Annotated in this window: 23 protein-coding genes; 10 read left to right on the top strand and 13 right to left on the bottom strand. The window is 68.8% G+C overall.

The features are described from left to right. Positions 1-205: 205 nt before the first annotated feature. From H0E82_RS04395 to gpmI, 9 genes are all read right to left on the bottom strand, one after another. Positions 206-1,573: a TniQ family protein gene (locus tag H0E82_RS04395; protein WP_180544179.1), complete on the bottom strand. Its 1,368-nt coding sequence runs from the start codon at positions 1,571-1,573 to the stop codon at positions 206-208. Then, the gene (locus H0E82_RS04390) at positions 1,570-2,631 is read right to left on the bottom strand and encodes a Rab family GTPase (protein WP_180544177.1); all 1,062 of its coding nucleotides are present in this window, start codon (positions 2,629-2,631) and stop codon (positions 1,570-1,572) included. Before H0E82_RS04390 ends, H0E82_RS04395 begins: the two co-directional genes overlap by 4 nt. After that, entirely contained in the window at positions 2,628-5,042 is a 2,415-nt protein-coding gene (locus tag H0E82_RS04385; RefSeq protein WP_180544175.1) for a hypothetical protein, read from the bottom strand. Before H0E82_RS04385 ends, H0E82_RS04390 begins: the two co-directional genes overlap by 4 nt. A gap of 166 nt (positions 5,043-5,208) precedes the next feature. Continuing rightward, positions 5,209-5,526 carry a hypothetical protein gene (locus tag H0E82_RS04380; RefSeq protein ID WP_180544173.1) on the bottom strand — a complete coding sequence of 106 codons (318 nt, stop codon included), beginning with the start codon at positions 5,524-5,526 and terminating at the stop codon, positions 5,209-5,211. Between the two features lie 786 nt (positions 5,527-6,312). After that, positions 6,313-7,467 carry a sensor histidine kinase gene (locus tag H0E82_RS04375; RefSeq protein ID WP_180544171.1) on the bottom strand — a complete coding sequence of 385 codons (1,155 nt, stop codon included), beginning with the start codon at positions 7,465-7,467 and terminating at the stop codon, positions 6,313-6,315. A gap of 545 nt (positions 7,468-8,012) precedes the next feature. Then, complete coding sequence (locus tag H0E82_RS04370; protein WP_180544169.1) at positions 8,013-9,443, bottom strand: S41 family peptidase; 1,431 nt, start codon at positions 9,441-9,443, stop codon at positions 8,013-8,015. A gap of 152 nt (positions 9,444-9,595) precedes the next feature. Beyond that, on the bottom strand, positions 9,596-9,961 hold the full coding sequence (locus tag H0E82_RS04365; protein WP_180544167.1) for an endonuclease domain-containing protein: 366 nt from the start codon (positions 9,959-9,961) through the stop codon (positions 9,596-9,598). Positions 9,962-10,272: 311 nt separating this feature from the next. Beyond that, a complete protein-coding gene (locus H0E82_RS04360) occupies positions 10,273-11,535 on the bottom strand; it encodes a murein hydrolase activator EnvC family protein (protein ID WP_180544344.1) in 1,263 nt (420 codons plus the stop codon). 2 nt (positions 11,536-11,537) lie between these two features. Next, positions 11,538-13,085, bottom strand: a complete 1,548-nt coding sequence (gene gpmI / locus H0E82_RS04355) for a 2,3-bisphosphoglycerate-independent phosphoglycerate mutase (RefSeq protein ID WP_180544165.1) — start codon at positions 13,083-13,085, stop codon at positions 11,538-11,540. A gap of 105 nt (positions 13,086-13,190) precedes the next feature. On the opposite strand from gpmI, the gene H0E82_RS04350 reads away from it, so the two are divergent. From H0E82_RS04350 to H0E82_RS04330, 5 genes are all read left to right on the top strand, one after another. Further along, positions 13,191-13,934, top strand: coding sequence for a DUF4097 family beta strand repeat-containing protein (locus H0E82_RS04350; RefSeq protein ID WP_180544163.1), 744 nt, complete (start codon positions 13,191-13,193; stop codon positions 13,932-13,934). Positions 13,935-14,142: 208 nt separating this feature from the next. Then, positions 14,143-15,849: a M28 family metallopeptidase gene (locus H0E82_RS04345; protein ID WP_180544161.1), complete on the top strand. Its 1,707-nt coding sequence runs from the start codon at positions 14,143-14,145 to the stop codon at positions 15,847-15,849. Between the two features lie 76 nt (positions 15,850-15,925). Then, entirely contained in the window at positions 15,926-16,321 is a 396-nt protein-coding gene (locus H0E82_RS04340; protein WP_180544159.1) for an MAPEG family protein, read from the top strand. A 1-nt stretch (position 16,322) separates the two neighbouring features. Continuing rightward, a complete protein-coding gene (locus tag H0E82_RS04335) occupies positions 16,323-16,961 on the top strand; it encodes an HAD family hydrolase (RefSeq protein ID WP_180544157.1) in 639 nt (212 codons plus the stop codon). Continuing rightward, entirely contained in the window at positions 16,958-17,257 is a 300-nt protein-coding gene (locus H0E82_RS04330) for a DUF4326 domain-containing protein (RefSeq protein WP_180544155.1), read from the top strand. The genes H0E82_RS04335 and H0E82_RS04330 overlap by 4 nt, the downstream gene beginning before the upstream one ends. 10 nt (positions 17,258-17,267) lie before the next feature. On the opposite strand, the gene tyrS is transcribed toward H0E82_RS04330, so the two are convergent. Beyond that, the gene (tyrS, locus tag H0E82_RS04325; RefSeq protein ID WP_180544153.1) at positions 17,268-18,479 is read right to left on the bottom strand and encodes a tyrosine--tRNA ligase; all 1,212 of its coding nucleotides are present in this window, start codon (positions 18,477-18,479) and stop codon (positions 17,268-17,270) included. A 194-nt stretch (positions 18,480-18,673) separates the two neighbouring features. Here tyrS and H0E82_RS04320 point away from each other — a divergent pair, with 194 nt between their 5' ends. Together H0E82_RS04320 and H0E82_RS04315 are read left to right on the top strand one after the other, a co-directional pair. After that, a complete protein-coding gene (locus H0E82_RS04320; protein ID WP_180544151.1) occupies positions 18,674-20,143 on the top strand; it encodes a M23 family metallopeptidase in 1,470 nt (489 codons plus the stop codon). A gap of 53 nt (positions 20,144-20,196) precedes the next feature. After that, positions 20,197-21,327, top strand: coding sequence for an anhydro-N-acetylmuramic acid kinase (locus tag H0E82_RS04315; RefSeq protein ID WP_180544149.1), 1,131 nt, complete (start codon positions 20,197-20,199; stop codon positions 21,325-21,327). Here H0E82_RS04315 and H0E82_RS04310 read toward each other — a convergent pair. The 3 genes from H0E82_RS04310 to H0E82_RS04300 all read right to left on the bottom strand — a co-directional run bounded on the left by H0E82_RS04310 (position 21,315) and on the right by H0E82_RS04300 (position 23,983). After that, positions 21,315-21,599, bottom strand: coding sequence for a hypothetical protein (locus tag H0E82_RS04310; protein ID WP_180544147.1), 285 nt, complete (start codon positions 21,597-21,599; stop codon positions 21,315-21,317). The genes H0E82_RS04315 and H0E82_RS04310 overlap by 13 nt on opposite strands. A 168-nt stretch (positions 21,600-21,767) precedes the next feature. Next, positions 21,768-23,168, bottom strand: a complete 1,401-nt coding sequence (locus H0E82_RS04305; RefSeq protein ID WP_328796957.1) for an AmpG family muropeptide MFS transporter — start codon at positions 23,166-23,168, stop codon at positions 21,768-21,770. Further along, positions 23,165-23,983 (bottom strand): exodeoxyribonuclease III, encoded by an 819-nt coding sequence (locus H0E82_RS04300; RefSeq protein ID WP_180544145.1) that lies wholly within the window; start codon positions 23,981-23,983, stop codon positions 23,165-23,167. The genes H0E82_RS04305 and H0E82_RS04300 overlap by 4 nt, the downstream gene beginning before the upstream one ends. 107 nt (positions 23,984-24,090) lie before the next feature. On the opposite strand from H0E82_RS04300, the gene H0E82_RS04295 reads away from it, so the two are divergent. From H0E82_RS04295 to H0E82_RS04285, 3 genes are read left to right on the top strand one after another with little or no spacing between them, the layout of a single operon-like run. Next, the gene (locus tag H0E82_RS04295) at positions 24,091-24,576 is read left to right on the top strand and encodes a GNAT family N-acetyltransferase (RefSeq protein WP_180544144.1); all 486 of its coding nucleotides are present in this window, start codon (positions 24,091-24,093) and stop codon (positions 24,574-24,576) included. Next, positions 24,573-25,232, top strand: a complete 660-nt coding sequence (pyrE, locus tag H0E82_RS04290) for an orotate phosphoribosyltransferase (protein WP_180544142.1) — start codon at positions 24,573-24,575, stop codon at positions 25,230-25,232. The genes H0E82_RS04295 and pyrE overlap by 4 nt, the downstream gene beginning before the upstream one ends. A 45-nt stretch (positions 25,233-25,277) precedes the next feature. Continuing rightward, entirely contained in the window at positions 25,278-25,916 is a 639-nt protein-coding gene (locus tag H0E82_RS04285) for a hypothetical protein (RefSeq protein WP_180544140.1), read from the top strand. Positions 25,917-25,924 lie beyond the last annotated feature (8 nt).

Here is a 25,924-nt window from a genome sequence, read left to right as displayed (position 1 = left end):
CAGAGGTGCTGGACCGTTTGCATGACCGCGGCCTAATCCTCACCCGGTGCCACAAGGACGAGCGCATGCAACAACTGACCGAAGCTTGGTTCGCAAGCTCTCCAGAGCGTGCACACACGCGACACCACGCGCTCAACGACGCAAGAGCTTTGCGATACGCGTGGTGCGTAGTGACCGGCCGCTTGCCCGTGCAGCGGCACCCGCCTCACTTGATCTCACCGGGATCGCCTTGACCGCCACGGGCATGCAACGCGTCGCACGCGTCGGGAGATGCGGTTGTGGACCGGGTTTCTGACGCCCTGAGCTGCTTTCTGGCAGTCGACCAGCGCACCGGTCGCGGCAATGTGGCATCTGGATAGGAGTCCACGCGACCATCGGTGCCGACGTAGCGACCGAGATGCACCATGAACAAGGCGCGGGCGCCTGGATGCAGTCTGTCGAGAAGATCGGCGGTGCTGATCTCCTCATCCGGTCTGGGCAGTCGAGGCTCCCGAGCAGTGTTGTTGGAAACACGTCTGAGCTGTCGTGCCTCGGCGTATACGGCGCACAGCTTGCGATGATGCTCCCAGAAGAACGAGTAGCTGACGCCGACGATGATGGCCAACAGCTTCAGACTAGGAAGCGCGACCTTGGGTGGCGATGCCAGCAGTGCCTCCACAGTGCGTTCGAAGTACACCGCCAAGTCGCGATCTACGCGGCGTCTGCGCGAGTGCACGTTCAGATGGATCGACATCCCCGGCAATCGCGGTGACAGCGCCTGGGTCGGCGCGGTCAGCAGATCCACCACGTCAACTGCCTGCATCTGCGCAAGCTGGACAACTGATTTCCATCCAAACCGTGCGCGCGCCCGGCTCAAGACCCGCATCCGCGCCGTCTCGGTGGGCCCGTAGGCGTCATAGTGCTGCGCGAGCAGGTGTTGAATGCCTGCGTTCAGCTGCGCTCTCCAATCGGTCGGCGGCGCCGGTTGATCGGAATCGGTCACGTAAGTAATGAGTCGGTAGAACTGAGCATCTGCACGCAGCTGATCCGATGACACGTGGTCGCCGGCGCAGGGTTGCACGAGTGAGGCTCCGCACTTTCCACAGACCGACCTGTCGGGTGACCACAGCAAGGTTGACGCCTGCCCACCACACGCCGGGCACCGATCGCGCAACGCGCACTTGTGAAGCGGGCAGGCGACGAGATCTGTCAGCGTGTGCGCGAGCAGGAAGTAGCCCATCCCGGTGTCCGGATCGAGGCACGCTGGGCACCAACGCATGCGTAGCGGAAACAGCTTGTGGAACCCAAGGTTCTCCGAGACCTTCGCAAACGTATGCCCATAGCATCGCTCGCTCCCGTCCAGTCGAGCGAACTGGCGTAGGAGCCGCAGCGTGGTCTCACATCCGCCCTGAATTTGTCCGATCGTTTTGACGCCCTTGGGATCCGGTCCGCCCGCCTCGGTGGCTCCGAGAAAACGAATCAAGTAGTGAAGATTTACGCGCCGCAGGCGCGCGGTGCGCGCCAGGATAGAGTGGAACGACTCGACATACAGCGTGCCCGCGCCCTGCCCTTCGACAGCGAACGCAGCCTTCATGCGTGTGCCACCGTGTGTCGCTTGGCGTCGCGGCGCCCCACGCTACGTGTGCGGGCGGCGCGCAGGTAAGTCTTTTGCCTTGGTGTCATCTCTTCGGCGAACGCGGCCTCTACGAGGTCGGCTTCGATCCGCATGCGCCGTTGCAGGCGCGGCGCTTGTAGGGCGTTGCGAATATCCGTCCAGTTGGGAACCTCCCGCTCATGCACCAACGCCTCCACACGCGCGCGCATGAACAGACCGTCGAGTTCTCCGGTCAACCCGTAGCTCGCCTCGTAGAACCAGTCCAGATTATCCAAAACAAGCGCTCCATCGACCTTGTAGTCGGCGGCAATCCCCTGCGCCACGGCAGCAAACATCGCCGCGTCCGCGTCGGTTTTGATGCCAAGACGCTCCAGATGAATGTTGAAGACGCGGCGATTTATCTGCGCGCTGAAATCCATGACATCAACCATCTCGAAGGTGCCCGCGATGAGGAGAATGCATTGCGTACGCGTGGCCAGAGAGCGCAGGAACTCGATGTAGTCCGTGGCCACGTGATTGCGCTGCACCATCACCATGAGGTTGGCCTCGTCGACAACGAGATAGCGCAGCTTGGCGCGCAAGCCAAGATCCTCCACCGCCTCGAACTTCTCTTTGACTGTCCGCCGTGCCTTGCCAATCTTCAAATACGCACGCTCGATCGCTTCGGCACGCTCATCCGTCGGCAGGCCAATCGAGCGGCGGGCGAATGGATCCCCTAGCTCGACCAGCAGATCATCTGCCAGCGAGTCGGGGCTAAAATAGGTTCGATCCGAATTGATCGCCGCAGCGTAGGCATAGGGGATGACGCCGGTGGGCCACCCACTTTGGTCGCCAAAGCAGTTCTGCATAAACGCCCGCAGTAAGCTGGTCTTGCCCGCGCCCCCGGCTCCCACGACGTAAATGATGGAGCCCGGGACCAGACTCAGGTTGGTTGCGCAGAGCATGCGCAGCGGCAGATCGAGCTTCGAATGGACGATTAGGTCAGCGAGCGGCCGCACGTTGCGGGATAAGGGCTTGAATGCGTCTGGATGGATCATGGCGTGGCCCCCAGTCGCTGGATGGGTGCTGGCGTCACCCGTTTGCGCGCGGGCGCCTCGTCGGCCGGCTCTATCGGCGCCGGTGCGGGCGCGGCCGCGGCAGCCACACACGGGTCCACTGCGGGCGCAGGCGTCGTTGCGGTGGCAACACATTGCTCAAGTTCGGTGTCCCGCCGACGGCGCGTTTTGGCCACCGCCTTCCGGTCTCTGGCATCGTTGAGCATGTCCTCGATGTACAGCACACGCTGAGGGATCCCCATCGCCTGAAGCTTTGCGTTGTCGAACGAGTAGGCTGGCACGTATTCCGAGCCGTTATCGAACCAAAGAATCGAAGGATCCACGCAGTCCAGGCGCGCCTGTTTGGGGCGCGCGCCCTGCTGCAGCATCGTGGTCAACGCCTGCGAACTGAATACCTGACCATGGGTGCGGATACCCCGCCTGGGGTTTGGGTCGCGGATGTCGATCGGGTAACCCGTGGCGTAGGCCAGCAGCGGCGTGACCGAATGGCGCACCAACAGATCATCGTAGCGCTTGAGCTGATCCTTAAACGCGTCTTCTCGCGATAGGCCGTCCGCGCCCGTAGGCGTTTTGTTCCAGACTTCGAAGCACCAGTGATCGAGCTTGGCGATCAACTCCTCAACCGTAAACCGCGCATGCCGCCGCGATTTCTTCGCTCCGTCCGCTGCACGCCCTGCGGCGTCGTGATACGTGCTGCCCGGAAGGGAGGAGGCGTACTCGTTGAGCTTGCCATGGAAGCCCTCGTCCGCGCCGCCATGGCGCGGCGCCGACACTGGACGGTGTTGGAACGTCACTCCAAGCAATGCCACTTTTTCAGGCTCTGCCCGGTTGTTGTTCTCGCTACCGGTGTCTCGCAGGATGGTGGCAGGCAGGAATCCGTGGCGCGCGACGCAGTCGCGCAGGGCAAGATTGACGCCGAACTGGTGTGGACGATTAATGCTGATGCCGCGCGAGAGGACGTAGGAATTGGAATCATCTACCAGCGGGTAATAGATCAGCACCACGCCATCGCTCGATTCGTCTGAGCGCGTGTCCACGCGCACGCCATCGAGATGCGTGTTGAAGCCGCAGATTGCTGCTCGCACGTTGACCTTGGAGCCGTCAGTGCGTGCCCGCGTCGCGTGATACCCCCGTAGCCCACGCGTCGCCAGCGCCACCATCTCCGGCGCGAACGCCTGATGGTAGAGCTTGCGCATGGTCTCATCCGACATCGCGTCGCGATGCTGAGGCAAGTCACGTTCGAAAGCGGCGACTGCGCGTCCCGGCGAGGCTCGGCCTTTGACCCTTGGCAAATAATCTGCTTTGACAAACTGGAGAAACGCATTCTTGGCGTCTTCCGGGACGGGGCGACCCTTACCACCACGGCCCGAGAAGTTGGGCACAAACGCAGCTATCGCCGGCGCCGATTCCGAGGTGGCCTGCCGGATGCGTCGCACCGTAGCGTAGTAGGCGGAGTTCTTCTTTTCTGGCGAAGCCTGTCGCTTGATGAACGTCTCTTGGCGACAGAGGGCATGCGCCAGTTCCGTTGAGGAAGCGCGCAAGTAGCGCGCAAGCATCGGGCCTGCCGGCAGCTCGACGATGGCATGGCGCTTGAGTTCTGCCAGATGCCGCTCGACATCCATTGCGTTGGCAAACAGTAGAAATCCGTCATCAAAGACCTGTAACTGCAGCATGCCATGCAGAAGGCCGGCCTCCACCGCCTGCAGTAGCTGGCCCGCCGTGACGCCACCTACGCGCTCGCACAGTTCCAGCACCGTGCGAGGTCGACTGTTGAGCAGCGTCAGAATGCGACCATGCTTCGCGCCGCTCATCGGCTCCACTTTGGACAAGCGTAGGCGCACGCGCATCAAAGCATTGGCCTGCCAGACACGCGCCTCATCACCGTTCACCTGCACACGAAAGTGAAAGCCCATCGCGTGAGCTGCGACCTGCCCGGGCAGAAACGCCCACGTATCCGCGTCCTGCACCCAGTCCGCCGGGTATTCTTGGCCCAGCTTGCGGACCACATCGAGCGGCTTGACCTCGATGAAACAGAATCGCTCCGCCTTGAACTCGATGTAGTCGGGCGTGATGGTGCGATGACTCTGGCGACCCCGCCTGTCGTGGGCCAGCACCCGCAGCTGCGCCGGCTGACAGAGGACGCCAAGGGTATCGGGGTCACAGAGCGAATCGAGCACGAACGTCCGCTCGGCAATCGACTCGAATTGAACGGTCGAATCGACGTCCTTTGAGTACAGTTCGCCGTGCACCGCCATGAGTGACTGTCGCCCCACCGTTCGGGCAGGCTCCCCCTCGCATATCGCTCGGAGCAGCTGCTTACCCTTTAGGCTCAGCTGGGTGTAGCCGGCCAGCGGCTCTAGCTTTGCCAACAGCTTTTCACTATCAAGTGCCATGGTCGCGCCTCCTAGTACCTGCGCGCCGGACGGCGCACACGAGGGCACAGCCCGCCGATCTCGGCAGGTTGCAATGGGGCTAGGAGGGGTGTAGCGTCGGCGCGGAGTGTCCAGCTCGCGCAGATACACCCCCCTGGCTTCGGCTGGGGGTTTCGCGTTTTAGGGATCAGCCGCTCATGACGCGACCTCCCTTATCCGGATGGGCGGGGCATGTGTCGGGCCGCCGGACCTTGTCGAGGGGAGGCAGCTCTGGAAGATGTGCCGGAGGCAACGTATGCAGCAGCACTCGCGCCAGATGCCCCGCTGAAGTGAACAGACCGCGCCGCCGGGGGATCTCGAACATGTCGAGTTCCAGCCGGCCCGTCTTGCGGGCCTTAGCCAAACCCTCGGGAGTCCGGAACCCTAAAAGGCGCGCAGCGGTATCGGAGTCGATGACCAGGCCGTAGCGCAGCTCCAGATGATCGCTTAGCTGAGTTGCCTGCATGTCCGTTTTGTCCGATCGCCCGTGGTCCGGTACTGTCGGCCGCTGTCGGAGATACGCGGCTATCGGCAATCTGACAAAGAACGGATGTTTCCGCAAGTGCCTGAATTTAAACTGCTTTTATCAGATTAGAACAACAATAGTTGGGCTGCTCGCTTTTTTGCATTTGATGAGTCAATGAAAGTGACGCAGGATCAAACATGCCAACCTTGCGTCACGCGAGGCCAGCGGCGCGGGTTTTGGGTTTTGCACGCATGCCCGGCCTCACAGGCGGAGCGTCTAGGGCCGTTTTCGATCCCACCACTCAGCGTCAACGTGATCGCGTCGCCACGGGTGTGAAATCACCATATGTCCTTGACACCCACGTTCCGACCTCGCGGCGTCGCCGCTGTTGCGCGCGGGGCCGTCTGGATATCAGCGGCCATGAGCCTCCTTGTCGAAGGCTGCGAGCGGGATTTATACTGAATAGACGTGTTGGCAGGTTTCCACGCGCGCACTTGCTGGAGCCGCCGCTCGTAGCTCTGCAAGTGCCGGCACCGCGGCGCGTCACGGCGGCCGTCCCTTTCACCAATTGCGCGGCCGAGTCTGCAATTCCCAGCAGTTACCGAGCACAGCACTCTAAGTGCTTGGAATGTCGCGCTTAAATGAGCACGGCAACTGTTTGGCTGGTCAGCTGGCCCGGCACGGGCCGCGCATCCGTGCCCGCGGGTGCCGCACGGGGCATCGTGGATGCGTCTCGCGCCGGATTTCCGCAGCGCCATCGCCGCCGGCGCCTGCATCCCCGGGCCGTCAGTCGCCAGTGCCGACCGGCGCCCGCCAGGGCAGGCGCATGGTGAAGACAGTGCCTTCAGTGCTGGACGCCACGGTGATCTCGCCGTCATGGGCACGCGCCACTTCGCGCACGACGAACAGGCCGAGGCCGAGGCTGGTGCCATCGTCGATGGCGTCGCCACCGCCGTTGCCGCGGCGCAGCGGATCGAACATGGTGGCGATGAGTTCATCCGGAATCGTCGTGCCCAGGTTGCCCACCTCGATCACCACGGCGTCCGCGTCCCGGCCGAGGACAACGCGGATGTCGCCGTGACTGGCGCCGTACTTGACCGCGTTGTTGACCAGATTGGCGATCGCCTCACGGATGCGCGATGCGTCGAAGTGGCCCGTCACGGCGCCCGGTGCCGCGAACTCGATCCGCGCGCCCGGCCAGGCCATGCGCAGCATCTCCACCTCGTCGTGAAGTTCGCGAACGAGATCGGCATCGCCGCGCTTGACCCGCAGACCCACGCCCAGCGATGTACGGCTGAAGTCCAGAAGATCGTCGAGCAGGGTCGCCATGCGCTCGCCACTCATGACCAGCCGTCGGGTCAGGCGTGACATGGGCGCATCGTTGGCCATCCTCGCCATGTGCGCCGATGTCAGCAGGATCGCGGTCAGAGGTCCGCGCAGGTCGTGGCCCAGGACACCGAGGAAGATGTTGCGCCAGGTCTCGGCCTCTGCCGCGTAATGCGCAACCGATTCGGCGATCGCCTGGTCGACGGCCTGGTTGAATCGCATCATGTCGTCGAAGGAGGTGGCCTCCGTGCCGTGGTCAGCTGCCCAGAGGCGCAGCACGGACGCGCGCAACGCCCGGTATTCGGCGACCAGCAGATCGATGGTGAAGCCGGATTTCGCGCGAAGCCTGCCGTGCCACTGGGCCGGCGACAGCGGGGACGATGCCGGGGTATCGCTCCGCCCTTCCGCCTTGCGGCGTTCGCTGCGCGGCGTCTGCGCAGCGCGCATTTCGGCGACGACGACCTCCAGGATCTGCGGCAGGTGGTCGCGCAGCGTCTCGCTGTCGAGCTTGACGCGGTCGCCGAGCTGCGTGGAGGCGAACAGTTCGGCCTCGTCGACGATCCGTGTCGCATGTGCGGTGATGTAGTCCGCGAGCCGCATCCTGTCGTCGTCCATCACAGCACCTCGTCCGATATGCGCCCAGTAGCGCACGGATGCAGAGGCAAGCGGGTGAATACGCGGTTTCCATGTACGGGCTGCAGCAGGCGCCGTGCCAGCCCATGTGGAATCACACGCGCAACGGAGATGGGCGGTGCGCCCTGTGCTCTCGGACGTCCCGCAGCGCGCGTCGCCTCACGCGGGGCGACGGCGCGTGCCATTCCCGGAGTTGCGACCGCCGGGCCGCGGCGCGCAGGGCGGTGAGCCGGCGGTCGACCGCGAGGGTGGGTTCACCGGTGACGGGCACCCGCGTCGAATCGGGCCTGCGAGCGTCGGTATCCATCGCGGCTGTGCCGCTCCGAGAGCAGGCGCGTGTCGGCGCAGCTATCGACGTCGCTGCCGAACAGCCGCACGACGCGGCGGGCGCTGCCGTCGGCGCAGCGCTGCTGCGAACCGGCCGGTGAGCCTGTACCGCGATCGCCAGGACGCCACCTGCGCGGACTCCGGCCAGGCTGCCCGGTGGACTGGCCGACCGCAGCCAGCCAGCGAGACGGGACGCGCCCTCAGTCGACGGTGGCGACCGGCGCCGCGCCGCCGCCGGGCGTCTTGAGCTCGGCGAGCGCGGCCGCGATCGGCGCGTCTCCCGGCAGCGCTTCACCGCCCGTGCTGCCGTCTTCCTCGTCACCACGCAGGTGCCCGGGCAGGGCCGCTTCCGTATAGGCCGTGGCCGCGCGGGGGGCGTCGTCCGCCGGCGCGCCTTCCGCGCGCAGCACGACGTCCGGGTCGATGCCGCGTGCCTGGATCGAGCGCCCGCTGGGGGTGTAGTAGCGCGCGGTGGTCAGCTTGACCGAGTCGCCGTTGTCGAGCGGAAGCACGGTCTGCACCGAGCCCTTGCCGAAGGTGCGGCTGCCGATCACGCGCGCACGGTCGTTGTCGCGCAGCGCCCCGGCCAGCACTTCGGAGGCGCTGGCCGAACCCACATCGACGATCACCACGACGGGTGCGCCATCGAGCACGTCCCCCGGCGTGGCACTGAATTCCGCTTCGCTGATCGGTATGCGGCCTCGGGTGCTGACGATGCGCCCGCGGTCGAGCAGATCGTCGGCGATCTGCACCGCCGTGGTCAGCAGGCCACCCGGATTGCTGCGCAGATCGAGGACCAGGCCACGCAGCCGGCCGCCGGCGCCGCTCTTCAGCTCGCCGACCACCCGGGTGAACTCCGCCGCGGTATCCGTCTGGAACTGGCTCACGCGCACGTAGCCGTACCCCGGCTCGAGCATCCGGCCGCGCACGCTGACCACGCGGATGGTCTCGCGCTCGACGCGGATCTCGAGCGGTGCGCGCTCGCCGTCGCGCAGGACGCCCAACGTGACCGCCGTACCCGGTGCGCCGCGCAGCGGCCCCGGGCCTTCGTGGTCGGCCGGCGCGAGCGTGCGTCCGTCGACCGTGACGATGACATCGCCCGCGCGCACGCCGGCCGTGTCGGCGGGGGTGCCGTCGATCGGGGCGATCACCCGCATGCTGCCGTCGGGCAGGTACATCACCTCGACGCCGATGCCGTCGTAGGCGCCCGCGGTGCCTTCGTCGAACGCCGTGGCATCGGCCTTTTCCAGGTACACGCTGTGCGGATCCAGATCCAGCAGCAGCCCGCGGATCGCCGACGACATCAGCTTGCGGTCCTCGACCGGCTCGACATACGCCTGGCGCACGGCGTTGAAGACACCGACATAGCGGCGGATCTCCTCCAGCGGCACCCGGTTGGATGCATGCTCGATCGCGTCCGGATCATCGCTGGCGGCCACTTCGCGTGCGGCCTGGGCATCGTCGGGCGCAGCCCCCGGCTCGGCATCGTCTGCGGCGGACGGCGCATCCGTTCCCGTCGGCTCCTGCGTCGCGGGCGCATCGGGCGCGGTCGCCGGCGGCACGGGCTCCTGGGCAAAGGCCACGGGCGACAGCAGCAGGGACACGGCCAACGTCAGGGAACGAACGCGCATGCAGGACTCCGGCAGAACAGGAATGCGGCACGGGCGTGCGCGCGGACCGATTATGCGGCGCACCTGCCGGGAAGCGTTAAGCCCTCCGCGCGATGTTCAGTTCCGCGTCCCGGCGGACATCGCGGGTGCGTCCCGTCTGCGCAGGGCGCGCCTCAACGGGCAATCGCGCGACGGGCCGACCCTGCCGGCAGGGCCGCCTCGAGGATGCGCTCGAGCACCTGATCGGTGCGGACCAGCACATCGTGCTGACTCACGGACAGCAGCGAGAAGCCGCGGCGGGCCATGAACCGGACACGTGCGTCATCGGCGCGGGCCGCTTGCAGGCGCTCGACCGTTTCGACCACAAGGCGGGGGTCGAGCACGAGAAAGGGAGCGACGAAGGGTCCGATCGGGTGTCCACGATGCACCTCGAGCCCGGCGAGGCGACCGTCGCGCAGGTGGAACCAGAGCAGGCGTTCGGCATCGATCGATTCACGGCGCCATGTCCGCGCCAGGCGATGGGGCGTCGTCGTGCACATCCATGTGCTCCAGCGTCCTTGCCGCACACACGGTGCGCCGGGGCATGTCCCGCGCGAAGCGGGAAACTCCGAATCGCGCGTCATCGGATGCTGCGATGCGCCCTTCGACGCGCCGCGCGCCGCGTCCGGGGTCGCCGCGGCAGCCGAGGCCCGAGCCCGATGCGCATGTGCATCCGCCGCGCATGACGCCCACCTGCGGAATCCCGGTATCCGATGGACCGCGTTGCCCGCGGCCTCCGGCAGCGGGCCTTCCGGTGCGCCGGGACCCCCGGCGCAGGCAGGTCGCGGGCGCCGCCGGCCCGCGTGGCGCGTCAGCGGCGCTGCAGCCAGCTCGCGGGATTGACCGGGGTGCCGTTCTGGCGAAGTTCGAAGTACAGGCCCGACCGGCCCTGGCCGCCCGAGTTGCCGACGCTGGCCAGGGTGTCGCCGCGCGCCACCCGCGCACCCACGCTCTTGAGCAGCGCATCGTTGTGCGCATAGAGGCTCATATAGCCGTTGCCGTGGTCGACGATCATCAGCATCCCGTAGCCGGTCATCCATTCGGCGAACACGACGGTGCCGTCGCCGACCGCCTTGACCGGCGTGCCCGCCGGCGCACCGATCAGGACGCCGGTGCTGCTGCGGCCATCGGGCAGGCGACCGCCGTAGGCCGTCAGCAGGCTGCCGCTGACCGGCCAGCCCAGCCCGCCTACCTGCGGCGCAGGGGCGCTGGCGACCTGCGGACGTGACCGGGAGGGCGTGCGCGGTGTCGGCGCGGCGCCGCCGCTTCCGCGCGCTTCGCGTGCGGCGCGCTCGCGCGCCGCGGCCGCAGCGGCCCGGCGCTCGGCTTCGGCCCGGCGCGCGGCCTCGCGCAACTGGGCGAGCACCCGTTCCAGCGCGCGCGCATCACTGCCCAAGGCCTGCTCACGGGCGCTGCGGTCGTTGAACTGCGCTTCCAGCCCCTTGATCGCCTCGGCGCGTCGGAGGCGATCGCGCTCCACCTGGGCCAGGCGCGCCCGCTGCTCGGCCTGCGCGGCCTCGAGCGCGGCGCGGCGCTCGTGCGTCTGCGCTTCCAGTCCGTCGAGCTCGGCCATTTCCGCGCGCAGCACCGCGATGCGGGCACTGCGCTGCTGCTGCAGGTAGCGGTGATAGACCAGCAGGCGCCCCGCGTCGGCCACCCGGTCCTGGGCGAGCATCAGCTTCAGCGCCGCGTCGTCGCCGATGGTGTAGGCCGAGCGCAGCAGCGTGGCCAGCTCCGCGCGGCGGGAATCGACCGTGGCGTCGAGGACCTGGCGACGCGCCTGCAGCCGCTCCAGCGCGGCCTGCTCGTCGACGAGTTTCTGCCGGGTCTCGGCCAGCGCTTTCGACGAGCTGGCGACCTGTTCGTCCACCTGGCGCAGTTCGCGCGCCGCGGCACCGCGCTGACCTTCGAGGCGCCGGCGCTCGGCGGCGACGTCGCGCAGCTCCTTGCGCACGCGCTCGAGCCTGCGCTCGGTCTCGCGGCTCGATTGCGCAACCGCGTCGAGCACCGGCACGCCGGCCAGCAGCACGGACAGCAGCAGCGCGGTCCCGCGTGCGAAGGCCGCGCGCGTCATGCTCAACCGTCGGCCTGGAGCAGGCTGCGCCCGGTCATGTCGGCCGGCACGTCGAGGCCGACGAGATCGAGGATGGTCGGCGCCAGATCACGCAGCGCGCCGCCGCGGCGCAGGCCGCCGGCGCGGCTGCCGACGTAGACCAGGTCCACCGGCCCGACGGTGTGCGCGGTGTGCGGCTCGCCGGTTTCGGGATCGCGCATCATCTCCACATTGCCGTGGTCGGCAGTGACCAGCAGCTCGCCACCCTTGGCGCGCACGATCTCGACGATCTCGCCGACCGCGCGATCCACCGTCTCCACGGCCTTGATCGCGGCCTCCAGCACGCCGGTGTGGCCGACCATGTCGGGGTTGGCGAAATTGCACAGGATCACGTCGAAGCGCTCGTCGCGCACGGCCTCGACCAGCTTCGCACAGACCTCGGGCGCGCTCATCTCGGGCTGCAGGTCGTAGGTGGCCACCTTCGGGCTCGGCACCAGGATGCGGTCTTCCCCCGGGTAGGGAGCCTCGCGGCCACCGCTGAGGAAGAAGGTGACGTGCGCATACTTTTCTGTTTCGGCGATGCGCAGCTGGGTCAGGCCATGCGCGCCGAGCACTTCGCCCAGGGTGTTGGGCAGCGTATCGGGCGCGAACGCGAGCGGAGCCGGTAGCGCGGCATCGTATTCGGTGAGGCACACGAAGCGCGACAGTTGCGGGCGACGTGCCTGGAACCCGTCGAAATCCGCCGCGACGAAGGCAGCGGTGAGCTGGCGCGCGCGATCGGCACGGAAGTTCATGAACACCACCGCGTCGCCGTCCGCCATCGGCGCGGCGCCGTCGATCACCGTCGGCAGCACGAACTCGTCGTTCTCGTCGCGCGCATAGGCCATCTGCAGGGCGGCCAGTGCGTCGGGCGCGCGTTCGCCACTGGCATCGACGATCGCATCCCAGGCCTTGCGCACGCGCTCCCAGCGCCGGTCGCGATCCATGGCGAAGTAACGGCCGCCGACGCTCGCGATGCGTGCATTGCCGAGCGCCTCGCAGCGCAGCTGCAGCTCCTGCAGGCTGGCCCGGGCCGAGCGCGGCGGCGTGTCGCGGCCGTCGGTGAACGCGTGCACCGCCACGCGCGGCACGCCGCGACGGTGGGCAAGATCCAGCATGGCCAGGACATGGGCCTCGTGGCTGTGCACGCCACCCGGCGACAGCAGGCCGAACACGTGCAGGGTGCCGCCGGCGGCGATCGCCGCATCGCAGGCCGCATTGAGTTCCGCGTTGTCGAAGAAGCTGGCGTCCTCGATCGCGGCATCGATGCGGGTCAGGTCCTGGTAGACGATCCGGCCGGCACCGATGTTCATGTGCCCGACTTCGGAGTTGCCCATCTGTCCGTCCGGCAGGCCGACATGCCGGCCCTCGGTGTGGATCAGCGTGCTCGGATGATCCGCGAGCAGACCACGCCAGACCGGCAGATCGGCGAGCGCGATCGCGTTGTCGCGCGGGTCGTCACGATGGCCCCAGCCGTCGAGGATCAGCAGGACGACCGGGCGGGGACGGGAAGCACTTGCGGCATGCGGCACGACGGTCGGCCCAGTGACGAAAGACAGATGCGATTGTAGCGACACGCGCGCAAGCTACGGTGCACGCGGGCGGTCTGCCCGCCCCGCCTACACGAGGTCCCGATCATGTCGCCATCCCTTGCACGCTTCCGTCCCGCGCCCCTGCTGCTCGCCGTCGCGCTCGTCATGGCGTCCGGCGCCACGCTCGCCCAGGAGGACATCTCCAAGGTCAACGGCGGCGTCAGCGCCGAGGCCGGACAGACCTACCGCGACCTGAGCACGGTCAACGGCGGCATCCGCATCGGCGACGGTGCACGTCTGCGCAATGCCGAAACCGTCAATGGCGGCATCCGCGGCGGAGACGGCATCCAGGCGGAGGACCTGGAAACGGTCAACGGCGGCATCACCCTCGGTGCGCGCGCCCAGCTCGAAACCCTAACCACCGTCAACGGCGGCGTCCGCCTGGGCACCGACGCGCGGGTGGGCCGCCACGTCGAGAGCGTCAGTGGCGGCATCTTCGTCGACCGCGGCGGCCGGATCGGCGGCAACGTGGTCACCGTCAACGGTGCGATCGGGCTGGTCGGCACCGAGGTCGTGGGCGAGGTGCGCACGGTCAATGGCGACGTGACCATCGGTGCCGGCTCGCGGGTGCGCGGTGGCCTGACGGTCGAGAAGCCCTCGTCCAACTGGTTCCCGGTGACCATCAACCGGCGCAGCCCGCGCGTGATCATCGGTCCCGACGCGGTGGTCGAAGGGCCGCTGGACTTCAAGCGCGAGGTGGTGCTGTACGTGCACGCCACCGCCCGCACCGGCCCGATCACCGGCGCGACCGCGGTGTCCTACGACGGCGCGCGCGCCCCGCAGGAATAGGCCCTACACCGGCGGTACGTGCAGCAGGCGAGCAGCGCCAGCCGGGATGTGTGGCGAAGGCGCGCGGCGCGGATCGCGCTTCCGGGGTTTCGCAGCCGGGCGCCCTGCGCGCGCAAGGTCGTGCCGCGATGCAGACGGATCGCCGGAAACGCAGGCGCGGGAACGGTCGTATAGTGCGGCCTCCATGATTTTCTGGAGGTCGTTCCGGATGCGCTCATCCCCTCTTCTGCTGGCCCTGCCGCTCGCACTGGCCCTGGCCGCCTGCGGCGGCCGCCAGGACGCGGCGTCCGACGCCGACACGCTGCCCGATGCCCAGGCCGCGCATGCGTTCTCGCCGGACATCACGGCCGAGGATTTCGACGAACTGGTCAAGACCCTGGCCTCGGACGCGTTCGGTGGGCGCGCGCCCGGCACCGAAGGTGAAGAGCGCACGGTCGAATACATCAAGGCCCAGTTCCAGCGCATCGGCCTGCAGCCCGGCGGCGACAACAACGACTGGTTCCAGACCGTCCCGATGATCGAGACCACGGCCGATGCCTCGACGGTACTGCGTCTGACCACGGGTGGCGGTTCGCGCGAGCTCGCGTTCGGCGACGACATGGTGATCGGCACCCGCAGCGGACAGACCGAGGTCAATGTCGCCGACAGCGAGCTGGTGTTCGTCGGTTACGGGGTCGATGCGCCGGAGCAGAACTGGAACGACTACGCCGGGCTGGACGTGACGGGCAAGACGGTGGTCATCCTGGTCAACGATCCCGGGTTCCACGCCGGCGACGAGACCCTGTTCGGCGGCAACCGGATGACCTATTACGGCCGCTGGACCTACAAGTTCGAAGAGGCCGCGCGCAAGGGTGCGGCGGCCGCGCTGATCGTGCACGACACGCCCGGCGCGTCGTACGGCTGGGACGTCGTGCGCAATTCCTGGTCCGGTGCGCAGTTCGACCTGCGCGCCGAGGACGATCCCGAGCCGCGTCTGCCGGCGCAGGGCTGGATCACCGGCGAGGTCGCCACGCAGCTGTTCGCCGATGCCGGTCTGGATCTGAACGAGCAGATCCGGGCCGCCAATACCCGTGGCTTCAGGCCGGTGCCGCTGAAGGCCTCGGTGTCCTTCGATCTGCGCAGCACCATCGCCGAGAAGAGCTCGCGCAACGTGATCGGCATCCTGCCCGGCACCGAGGCACCGGACGAGTCGATCCTCTACCTGGCCCACTGGGATCACCTGGGCACGCACGAGGGCGACGGCGAGGATCTGATCTACAACGGCGCGATCGACAACGCCACCGGCGTCGCCGGCATCATCGAGATCGCCGAGGCGTTCGCCACCAGTGCGGAGAAGCCGAAGCGCTCGCTGGTATTCCTCGCGGTGACGCTGGAGGAATCCGGCCTGCTCGGCAGCAAGTACTACGTGGCCCAGCCGAGCATGGACCTGGCGCGCACGGTGGGCGTGATCAACCTCGACGCGATGAGCGTGGCCGGACCGTCGCGCGATTTCGTCGTGACCGGTCTCGGCAATTCGGAGATGGAGGACATCCTCAAGACCATCGCCGACGGGCAGGGCCGTACCCTGGTGGAAGAGGGCAATCCGGCAGGCGGCTTCTACTTCCGCTCCGACCACTTCAACTTCGTCAAGGCGGGCGTGCCGGCGCTGTACGCCAAGGGCGGCAACGACCTGGTCGACGGCGGCGCCGCGGCCGGCAAGGCCGCGACCGACGATTACGCCGCGCGCTATCACCAGCCCAGCGACGAGTACAACCCTGACTGGAATCTCGCCGGCGTGGTCCAGGACCTGCAGGCGCTCTACGGCGTGGGCCGCGTGCTGGCCGACGACACCGCGCGCTGGCCGAACTGGTACGAAGGCAACGCCTTCAAGGCCACGCGCGACGCGCAACGCGCCGAGGCCGGCGGCGCGCCGTGACGGCGTCCGCCTGATCGTTCCCTCGGAGGGCGGCGGCGACGCCGCCCTTCGTCCATCCCGAGACAGGAGCAACCCCATGACCCTCGCCACCGCGTACTGGTGCGTCCTCGTCGCCGCGCTGTTGCCCTACCTGTGGGTGGCCGTGGCCAAGGCCTCCGCGCCGCGCTACGACAACCGCAACCCGCGCGGCTGGGTCGCCCGCCAGGACAATCCCCGGCTGCAGCGCGCCTACAACGCCCATCTCAATGCACTGGAGGCGTTCGCGCCGTTCGCCGCCGGCGTGGCGCTGGCCCAGCTGTCCGGCGTGGCGCCGTCGACGATCGCGGCACTGGCGCTCGGGTTCGTGAGCCTGCGCGTGGTGCACGGCCTGGCCTACGTCGCCGACCTCGCGCTGCTGCGCAGCCTGGCCTGGTTCGGCGCCCTAGGGTGCGTGATCGTGCTGCTTGTCCGTGCCGCGCTGGCGGTGGCCTGAGGTGGATCCGGCGCCCCCGGTTGCGCCTCGACCGGCGCTCGCCCTGTTCGACTTCGACGGCACCATCACCACGCGCGAGACCTTCCTCGATTTCCTCGCCCACGCCGTGTCGCGGTCCCGGCTGGTCGTGGGCCGTCTCCTGCTTGCGCCGCTGCTCGTCGCCTACCGGCTCGGACTCGTCCCGGTGCGTCTACTGCGCACGGTGCTGGTGCGTTACGCGTTCACCGGCCTGCCGCATGACGCCGTCGACGCAGCCGGCGCGCGACTCGCGAGCGACGTGCTGCCCGGCCTGGTGCGCCCGGAGATGCGCGAGCGCATCGCCTGGCATCGCGCCCGTGGCGATACGGTCGTCGTGGTGTCGGGCGGCTTCGATGCGTATCTCGCGCCGTGGTGCGAAGCGCAGGGCCTGGACTGGCTGTGCTCGTCGCTCGAGGCGCGCGACGGCCGGTTGACCGGTCGCTACGCCGGCGCGCAATGCGTCGCGGACGAGAAGGCGCGGCGTGTGCGTGCCCGCTATGCCCTCGATACGTCTTCCGCCATCCACGCCTACGGCGATACCCACGAGGATTTCGCGCTGCTGGCGCTGGCCCAGCATGCGACCTGGCGCGGCGCGCCCTGGCCGGGGCCCGCGCCGGCGTGAGTCCGCCGGTACGGCTGCAGTTGTCGCGGCGGCGCGGGTTCGACCTGCAGGCGGCATCGCGTGACCGCAATGCCCTGGCGGCCCGTGTCGTGGCCCGGCCTTCGCGCTGGGGCAATCCGTTCCGCATCGGCGTCCACGGCGACCGCGCGGAGTGCGTGGCCCTGTTCGCGGCGTGGATGGCCAGCGCCCCGCCGGGCCTCGACCCGACGGCACTCCGCGGCTTCAACCTGGCGTGCTGGTGCAGCCTGGACGGCCCCTGCCACGCCGATGTGCTGCTGGCGCTGGCGAACGCCTGAGCGTCGCGGCTCAGCCCGCGACGAGACGCACCCGGGCGAAGTTGCGCTTGCCGACCTGGACCACGCCCTCGAACCCGGGCGCGAACACGGTGCCGGCATCCTCGACCACGGCGCCGTCGATCCGCACCGCGCGCTCCTTGAGCTTGCGGGTGGCCTCCGAGTTGCTGGGGGTGATGCCGGCCGCGGTCAGCAGCGCCCCGATGCGCAGGCCCTCGACCGGTACGATCACGTCCTGGAGCGGCAGCAGCGCCACGTCGCCCTCGCCGGAGATCGCCACCTTCCACCCCGCGATCGCGGTTTCGGCCGCGGCCGCGTCGTGGAAGCGAGTCGCGATCTCCCGGGCCAGTCGCAGCTTCACGTCGCGCGGATTCAACGTCCCCGCCTCGACCTCGGCGCGCAGCGCCTTCGCCTCCGCGATGCCGATCTCGAAGCTCAGCAGCTCGATCCAGTCCCACATCAGCGCATCGCCGATCTTCATGGTCTTGTTGACCATGTCGATCGGAGCTTCCGTCACGCCGATGTAGTTGCCGAGCGACTTGCCCATCTTGTTGACGCCGTCGAGCCCGACCAGCAGCGGCATCGTCAGCACGATCTGCGGCGCCTGACCGTGGCTCTCCTGCAGGCCGCGGCCCATCAGCAGATTGAACTTCTGGTCGGTGCCGCCGCATTCGACGTCGGCCTGCAGCGCGACGGAGTCGTAGCCCTGGACCAGCGGATACAGGAACTCGTGGATCGCGATGGGCTGCTGGCCGGCGTAGCGCTTGGCGAAGTCGTCGCGCTCGAGCATCCGCGCCACGGTGTGCGAGGACGCCAGGCGGATCATGTCGGCCGCACCCATCGTGCCGAACCATTCGGAGTTGAACCGGACTTCGGTCTTCGACGCGTCCAGGACCTTGAACACCTGCGCCTTGTAGGTCTCGGCGTTGGCCAGTACGTCCTCCCGGCTCAGCGACTTGCGGGTCGCGCTCTTGCCCGAGGGGTCGCCGATCATCCCGGTGAAGTCGCCGATCAGGAAGATCACCGTGTGGCCGAGGTCCTGGAACTGGCGCAGCTTGTTGAGCAGCACCGTGTGCCCGAGATGCAGGTCGGGCGCCGTGGGGTCGAACCCCGCCTTGATCCGCAACGGCCGACCGAGGGCGAGCCGGGCCTCCAGCTCGTCGCGCTTGAGGAGTTCATCGGTGCCGCGTGCGATCAGCTCGAGGGCGGTAGGGACATCGGACATCGGGGCGGCTCGTTCAGGCGGAGTGTGATGCCCGGCGTGTTGGTCATGTGAACGCGCCACAGCCAGGCGTTAACAGGTCGTTAGGAGGCTCGCGGGGAAAAATTCCCAATCCCGTCAGTGATTTGACGCATGGACCTCACATCTCTATGTTACCCCGCTGACACGTCTTTCACGCCATCCGGGATCCCGCCACGATGACGACACCTGTCCCGCCGCCGCAGGGCGACGCGCACCGCCAGCGGGTGCTGCACGAGAATCTCGAGGCAGCCGCCCGCAACACCGCCCTCGAGCAGGCGCGGCGTGTCGAGCTCTATCCCGGCCGCTGGACCCGTCGCGACTGGGCGCATGTGAGTCTGTTCGCCACCGTCGGCGCGCTGGTGGTGGCCCTGGTCCCGGGCCTGTCGCACGCGATGCGCGATGGCGGCGACGATGCCGGCGCGCTGGTGACCATGTCGCTGGCCCTGCCGCCGCTGACCACCGCGCAGCGCACGGCCCAGCAGGTGCGCGACGACTGGCAGCTGGTGACCGTCCAGCGCGGCCAGACCCTGGGCTCGATCTTCGCCGAACTCGATCTGCCCGCCTCGACGATGCACCGCATCCTCGAACTGCCCGACGCCAAGGCCAAGTTGACGCGCATGCGTCCGGGCACCGAGCTGGGCTTCGAGCTCGCCACCGACGGCAGCCTCAACAAGCTGCGCTACGACCGCAGCGACACCGAGCGCGTGGAGTTGACGGTCACCGGCGACACGGTCGCCGAGCAGGTCATCGAGCGCCCGGTCGAGGTCCGCAACGTGGTGATCAGCGGCATGGTCGGCCGCTCGCTGTTCCATTCGGCGCGCAAGCTCGGTCTGTCGGGCGCAAACATCAACACGCTGACCGACGAGGTCTTCAAGTACGACATCGACTTCAACACCGACGTCACCCAGAACGACCGCTTCAGCGTGGTCGTCGAGCAGGTCTGGCGCGAGGGCGAGCTGATCCGCAGCGGCCCGGTGCAGGCGGCGGTGTTCACCGCCAAGGGCAAGCCGTTCACCGCGTTCCGCTTCGAGCAGGACGGCAAGGCCGAGTACTACAACGCCGACGGCCGCCCGCTGAAGAAGAGCTTCATCCGCATGCCGATCCAGTACGCGCGCCTGAGCTCGCGCTTCGGCAGCCGTCGCCACCCGGTGCTCGGTACCATGCGCATGCACAAGGGCGTCGACTACGCGGCACCGACCGGCACGCCGATCATGGCCGCGGGCGATGCGCGCGTGCAGTTCCGCGGCGTGCAGGGCGGCTACGGCAATACGGTGGTGCTCGACCACGGCCGCGGCCACACCACCCTCTACGCGCACATGTCGCGCTTCGGCAACATCCGCCAGGGCCAGCGTGTGTCGCAGGGCACGGTGATCGGCTACGTCGGCACCACGGGCCTGTCGACCGGTCCGCACCTGCACTACGAATTCCGCGTCAACGGCGTGCACCGCAACCCGCTGCAGCACACGATGCCCGAGCCCGATCCGCTGACCGGCCCCGCGCTCGCGCAGTTCCGCCAGCAGACCGGACCGGCGCTGGCCCGGATCCGCGAGGTCGAGGATCTGATCTACGCGGACGTGTCGGCGACGCCCGATCCAGATCGCCAGGTGGCGGCAGCGCCTCGCGGACGCCCCGGCACGCGCGGCTGACACCTCGAACGCCCGGTTGATCCGGGCGTTCTCCATTCCGGCGATCCGCACCCATGTCCGACCTGTTTCTCGGCCTGATTTCGGGCACCAGTGCCGATGGCATCGACGCGGCCATCGCGCGCTTCGACGATGCCCGGCCCCGGGCGCGGGCAGAACTCGTGTTCGGCCGGACCTACCCCTGGGACGCGGCGCTGCGCAGCCGGCTGGTCGCGCTCGGCCAGCAGGATGCGGACCTGAGCCTGGACGCGCTGGGGGAACTCGAGACCCGCGTCGCCGAGGGCTTCGCCGACGCCGCCAACCGGGCCCTGGCCGACGCCCGGCTCGTCGCCGGCGACATCGCGGCGATCGGATCGCACGGCCAGACCCTGCGTCACCGCCCGCAGGGATGCCGCGGCGATGGCCGGCACGGCTTCACCCTCCAGCTGGGCGATCCCTCGCGGATCGCCGAGCGCACCGGCATCACCACGGTGGCCGACTTCCGCCGCCGCGATGTGGCTGCCGGCGGGCACGGCGCGCCGCTGCTGCCGGCGCTCCACGCGGCCTTGTTGCAGGACGCGCACGAGCAGCGGGCGGTCCTCAACCTCGGCGGCATCGCCAACCTGACCCTGTTGCCGGGTGGAGGGGGCGATGTCCGCGGCTTCGATACCGGCCCGGCCAACGGCCTGATGGATGCCTGGTGCCTGCGCCATACCGGCGCGGCCTTCGATCGCGACGGCGCGATGGCCGCGGGCGGCCGTGTGGATGCCGCGTTGCTCGCTCGGCTGCGCGACGACCCGTGGTTCGCGCTGCCGCCGCCGAAGTCCTCCGGGCGCGACCAGTTCCATCTGGCATGGGTGGAGGCCGCCCTGCAGGGCGGCGAGGCGCCGGCCGATGTCCAGGCCACGCTGCTGGCGCTGAGCGTGGCGACGATCACCGATGCGTTGCGCGCCGCGCAACCGGCGACGACCCGGTTGATCGCATGCGGCGGCGGCGTGCACAACGGCGCATTGATGCGCGCACTCGCCGCGGCGCTCCCGGGCACGCAGGTCGAGTCCAGTGCCGCGCACGGGCTGGACCCGGACCACATGGAAGCGATGGGCTTCGCCTGGCTGGCACGGCGCACGCTGCTCGGGATGCCCGGCAACCTGCCGTTGGTGACCGGTGCGGCGGGGCCGCGGATACTCGGCGGTATCTATCCCGCCTGAGCACCGGGCGCGCGGGCATCGACGGCCGTACCGGAACGGCCGATCAGCGCGAAGGTGTCGTCGGGCACCTGTTCCAGCGCGGAGATCGCAGCAGCCAGCACCGTGTCTTCTTCGGGATCGAAGCTCGAACGCTCGTCGCCGGTGCACGCGCGCAGGCCCTGCTCGAGCAGGAAACGCAGGGTGCGGGCCTGACCCCAGCCCTGGGCCGCGGCGAAGGTGTTGATGCGCTCGACCAGGGCGTCGTCGAGATCCTTGAGGGTGAGGTCGGTCATTCCGTGGCGTCTCCGGTGCAGATCATCGGCGCGTCGGAGACGCGCCCGGGGGATCGCACAAGAAGAACACAGATCCGGGGCCTGCGACCACGGCCTGGGTCACGAAACACATGGACGGCCGGCCACCGCGCAGGGCGGCTCACATTCGATGGGGCCGGGCTTGCCCGCCTAGCCCACGACGTCCGCGGCACGCACCGACGGCTGCACCGGCGGGCGTCGCCAGAGCACGATGCACAGCACGATGGCGGGGATGCCGATCAGCGCGGTGCCGGTGAAGAACAGCGCATAGCCCTCGAGCAGGGTCCGCCCCACCGCCAGCTGTTCCACCCAGACGCCGGAGAAGCCCTTGAGCACCTTGCCGGCGAGCGCGTAGAACGAGCTGAGCAGCGCGTACTGGGTGGCGGTGTAGCCCAGGCTGGTCAGGCTCGACATGTAGCCGATCAGGGCCACGCCGGCATAGCCGCTGCAGAAGTTGTCGATCACCATCGCCGCGGTGAACACGCCGGCATCCGAGCCGTGCAACGCGAGGTAGGCGAACGCCAGGTTCGAACCGGGACCGAGCACCGCGCCGGCCAGAAGCGTCGGCATGAAGCCGAAACGCACGGCCGACAGGCCGGCGGCGGCGATGCCGACGATGGTGGCGATCAGCCCGACCGAGCCGCGCACGGCACCGACGGTTTCCTTGTCGATGCCCAGATCGGCGTAGAAGGGGTTGGCCATCGGCCCCATCACGAAATCCGGCATCCGGTACAGGCAGATCGCCAGCAGCATCACGAAGGCGAACCGTCCGTGCTGGGCGAAGAACGCGATGAACGGGCCGACGATCGCGTCGAACAGGCCACGCGGCGTCCACAGCGTCGCCGGCAGCCCGCTCGTCACTCCGCTGGCCACCGGCTCGCGGGCGATCATCACAGCGACCATCCCCACGCCCATCAGCGCCGCCATCCACAGGTACGACAGCGACCAGCCGACGTGCGCGGCCATGATCAGGATCAGGGCGTCGGTGACCAGCAGCGCGCCGCGGTAACCGAGCGTCGAGCTCGAGGTCAGCAGGCCCTGCTGCTCGTTGCTCGACGCGCTCTCGATGCGCCAGGCGTCGATCACGATGTCCTGGGTGGCCGAGGCGAAGGCGACCGCGAGCGCCAGGCCGCCGAAGACCAGCAGCCGGTCGAGCCCGATGCCGGCGATCGTGACCACGTCCTCGCGCGGCTGGATCAGCACCATGCCCACGAGGGCCGCCGCCACCACGAGCTGGGCCAGCAGCATCCAGCCGCGGCGGCGGCCGAGCCAGCGCCCGAACAGCGGCGCGTCGGTCTTGTCGACCAGCGGCGCCCACAGGAACTTCAGCGAATACGCCAGGCCCACCCAGGACAGGAAGCCGATCGTCGACAGCTCGATGCCGTTCTCGCGCATCCAGAAGCCGAGCGTATTGCCGACCAGGTAGATCGGCACGCCCGAGCTGAAGCCCAGCAGCACCATCGCCAGCACCTTGCGCTGGCGCAGATTGGCCAGCACGGTGCGCCAGCCCGGGCGCGCGGTGGGCGGCTCGGTCGGCGCGGCGCTGCTCACGCGCGGTAATCCACGACCAGCGGCGCGTGGTCGGAGAAGCGCGGCTCGGCATGGACCGCGCAGGCGAGCACCCGGTCGCGCAGCGAGGGGGTGATGAACTGGTAGTCGATCCGCCAGCCCACGTCGTTCGCGCGGGCGGCGCCGCGGTTGCTCCACCAGGTGTATTCGGGCGCGTCGGGGCGCAGCACGCGCAGCGCGTCGAGCCAGCCGCTCGCGGGTGGCTCGACGAGACCGTCACCGCAACCGTCGGCGATCATGCCGTTGAGCCAGGCGCGTTCGGGCGGCGTGCAGCCGGAATTCTTCTGGTTGCTGGTCCAGTTCCTGATGTCGTGGCGCGCACGCACGATGTTCCAGTCGCCGCATAGCACGTAGTCGCGGCCGCTGGCCAGCCAGTCGTCGAGGATGGGCTTGAGCCAGGCCATGACCTCGAACTTGAAGCCCTGGCGCAGCTCGCCCGACGAGCCGGACGGAATGTAGAACGACACCACGCTGAGGTTGCCGAAGCGCGCCTCGATGTAGCGGCCCTCGTCGTCGAACGGCGCCCAGCCGAGCGACGTGCGGATCTCGTCGGGCTCGCGCTTCGCATAGATCGCCACGCCGCTGTAGCCCTTCTTGGTCGTCGCGTCGCGGAACCAGGCCTTGTAGCCGGCCGGCAGGAAATCGGCGTGCAGCCCGCCTTCGACGAGCAGCTGGTGCTCCTGCGCCTTGGTCTCCTGCATGCACAGCACGTCGGCGTCCTGGGCGACGAACCAGTCGAAGAAGCCCTTTTTCGCGGCGGAGCGCACGCCGTTGGCGTTGAAGCTGACGATTCTCATGCAGGCCCGGGGGGACATAAACCGGCGCCCAGCCTACCGGATTCACCTGCCTGCTTCGCCGGGCGTCAGGCTAGTCTGGATGGATGTCGCCGACCCGGCTCCGTGTGATGCCCGCCACCGCAGGCCAGGCCGACGCTGCGCGGCGGATCACGCTCGCGCCCGGCCAGGCCGCGTGGGTGGGTGACGTGGCGCTCAATGTCGAACTGGCCTGCGCCGCGCCCGACGCCGACGCGATGGTCGTCGTCCACGCAGGCGCGGTGATCGGCTTCTACCGGGTCGATCATCTGGCCACGGCGGTCACCCGGCACGCGCTCGACCCCCGCACGCTGACCCTGCGCGGGCTCGTACTCGATGCGGCGTGGCAGGGCCGCGGACTCGCACGCGCGGTGATCACGGCCTGCTGCGCGGACCTCGCCCGGCGCCACCCGGCACGACGCCTGCTCGCGCTCAACGTGCACATGCGCAATCACGTGGCCTGGCGGCTGTACCGTGGCACGGGCTTCGTGGACAACGGCGAGATCCTCCCCGGAGGTGCGGGCGGCCCGCAGCGTCTGCTGCTGCGCGCGCTGGGCATGGGACAATGCCCGCCATGAGCGACCACCGCACCCGGTTCCTGCAGCTCGCCCTCGATGCCGAGGCGCTGCGTTTTGGCGAATTCACCCTGAAATCGGGCCGGATCAGCCCCTATTTCTTCAACGCCGGACGCTTCGACACCGGCGCGGCGATCGCGTCGCTGGCCGCCTGTTACGCCGACGCCATCGATGCGGCCGGACTCGGCTTCGACCTGCTCTTCGGCCCGGCCTACAAGGGCATTCCGCTGGCGACGGCGCTGGCCTGCGAATACGCACGGCGTGGCCGCGACCTGCCGGTGGCGTTCAACCGCAAGGAGGCCAAGGCCCACGGCGAAGGCGGCACGCTGATCGGCGCGCCGCTGGCCGGCCGCCGGGTACTGGTCGTGGACGATGTGATCACCGCCGGTACCGCGATCCGAGAGGCACTCGGCCTGATCGCCGACGCCGGCGGCCACGTGGCCGGCATCGTGATCGCGCTCGACCGCCAGGAACGTCTCGACGACGCCGACCCGGCCTCCGCGGCCCAGCGCGTCGCACGCGCGCAGGGCGTGCCGGTGATCGCGATCGCCGGGCTGTCGGACCTGCTTGCGTTCGCCGGCGAAAACGCGACACTTGCAGCAGAACGCGACCGCCTGCTCGCCTACCGTGAGCGTCATGGCAGTGCATCCACAGGCTGACCCCGCCGGGTCGCGCCACTTCGGCCGCTCAGGGGGACGGACGAGATGACATTCCACGCACGACTGGCCGCAGCCACGCTGCTCGTCATGGCCACCGCCGCGGCGGCGCAGAATGCGCCCGACCGCAAGGTCTACTGCTGGGACGAAGGCGGCCGCCGGGTCTGCGGCGACGCCCTGCCCGGATCCGCGGTCAACGCCCCGCGCACCGAGATCAGCACGCGCAGCGGCCTGACCACGGCCGAACTCGCGCGCGCGCCGACCGCGGCCGAGCGCAGCGCCGCCGAAGCCGTGCAGCGCGAGACCCGTCTCGCGGCCGAGGCCGAGGCGGCCGCCCGCCGCCGCGAGCTGGCGATGGTCGAGTCCTACGCCACCGAGACCGACCTGCGCCGCGCCTACGGTGAACGCATCGTGCTGGTCGAGGAAGCGATCAAGACCTCGCGTATGGGCGTGGCCAACCTGCGCACGAGCCTGCTGTCCCAGCTGCGGCAGGCCGGCGAACTGGAACTCCACGCCCAGCCGGTGGGCAAGGCGCTGCGCGACCGCATCCAGAGCCAGCGCGCCGACCTGCTGCGCCAGCTCGCCGTGCTCGACCAGCAGCTCGGCGACCAGGCGGCGCTCGACGGCGACCTGCAGGCCGCGCTGACCCGATACCGCGAACTCAAGCAGACCGCCTCGCGCGACTGAGCCGCCGG

It is taken from the genome of Luteimonas deserti, from assembly GCF_013425765.1.
GTDB lineage: Bacteria > Pseudomonadota > Gammaproteobacteria > Xanthomonadales > Xanthomonadaceae > Luteimonas > Luteimonas deserti.
The sequence above is the reverse complement of the archived record's forward strand: the minus strand, read 5'-3'. Positions and strand labels throughout refer to the sequence as shown.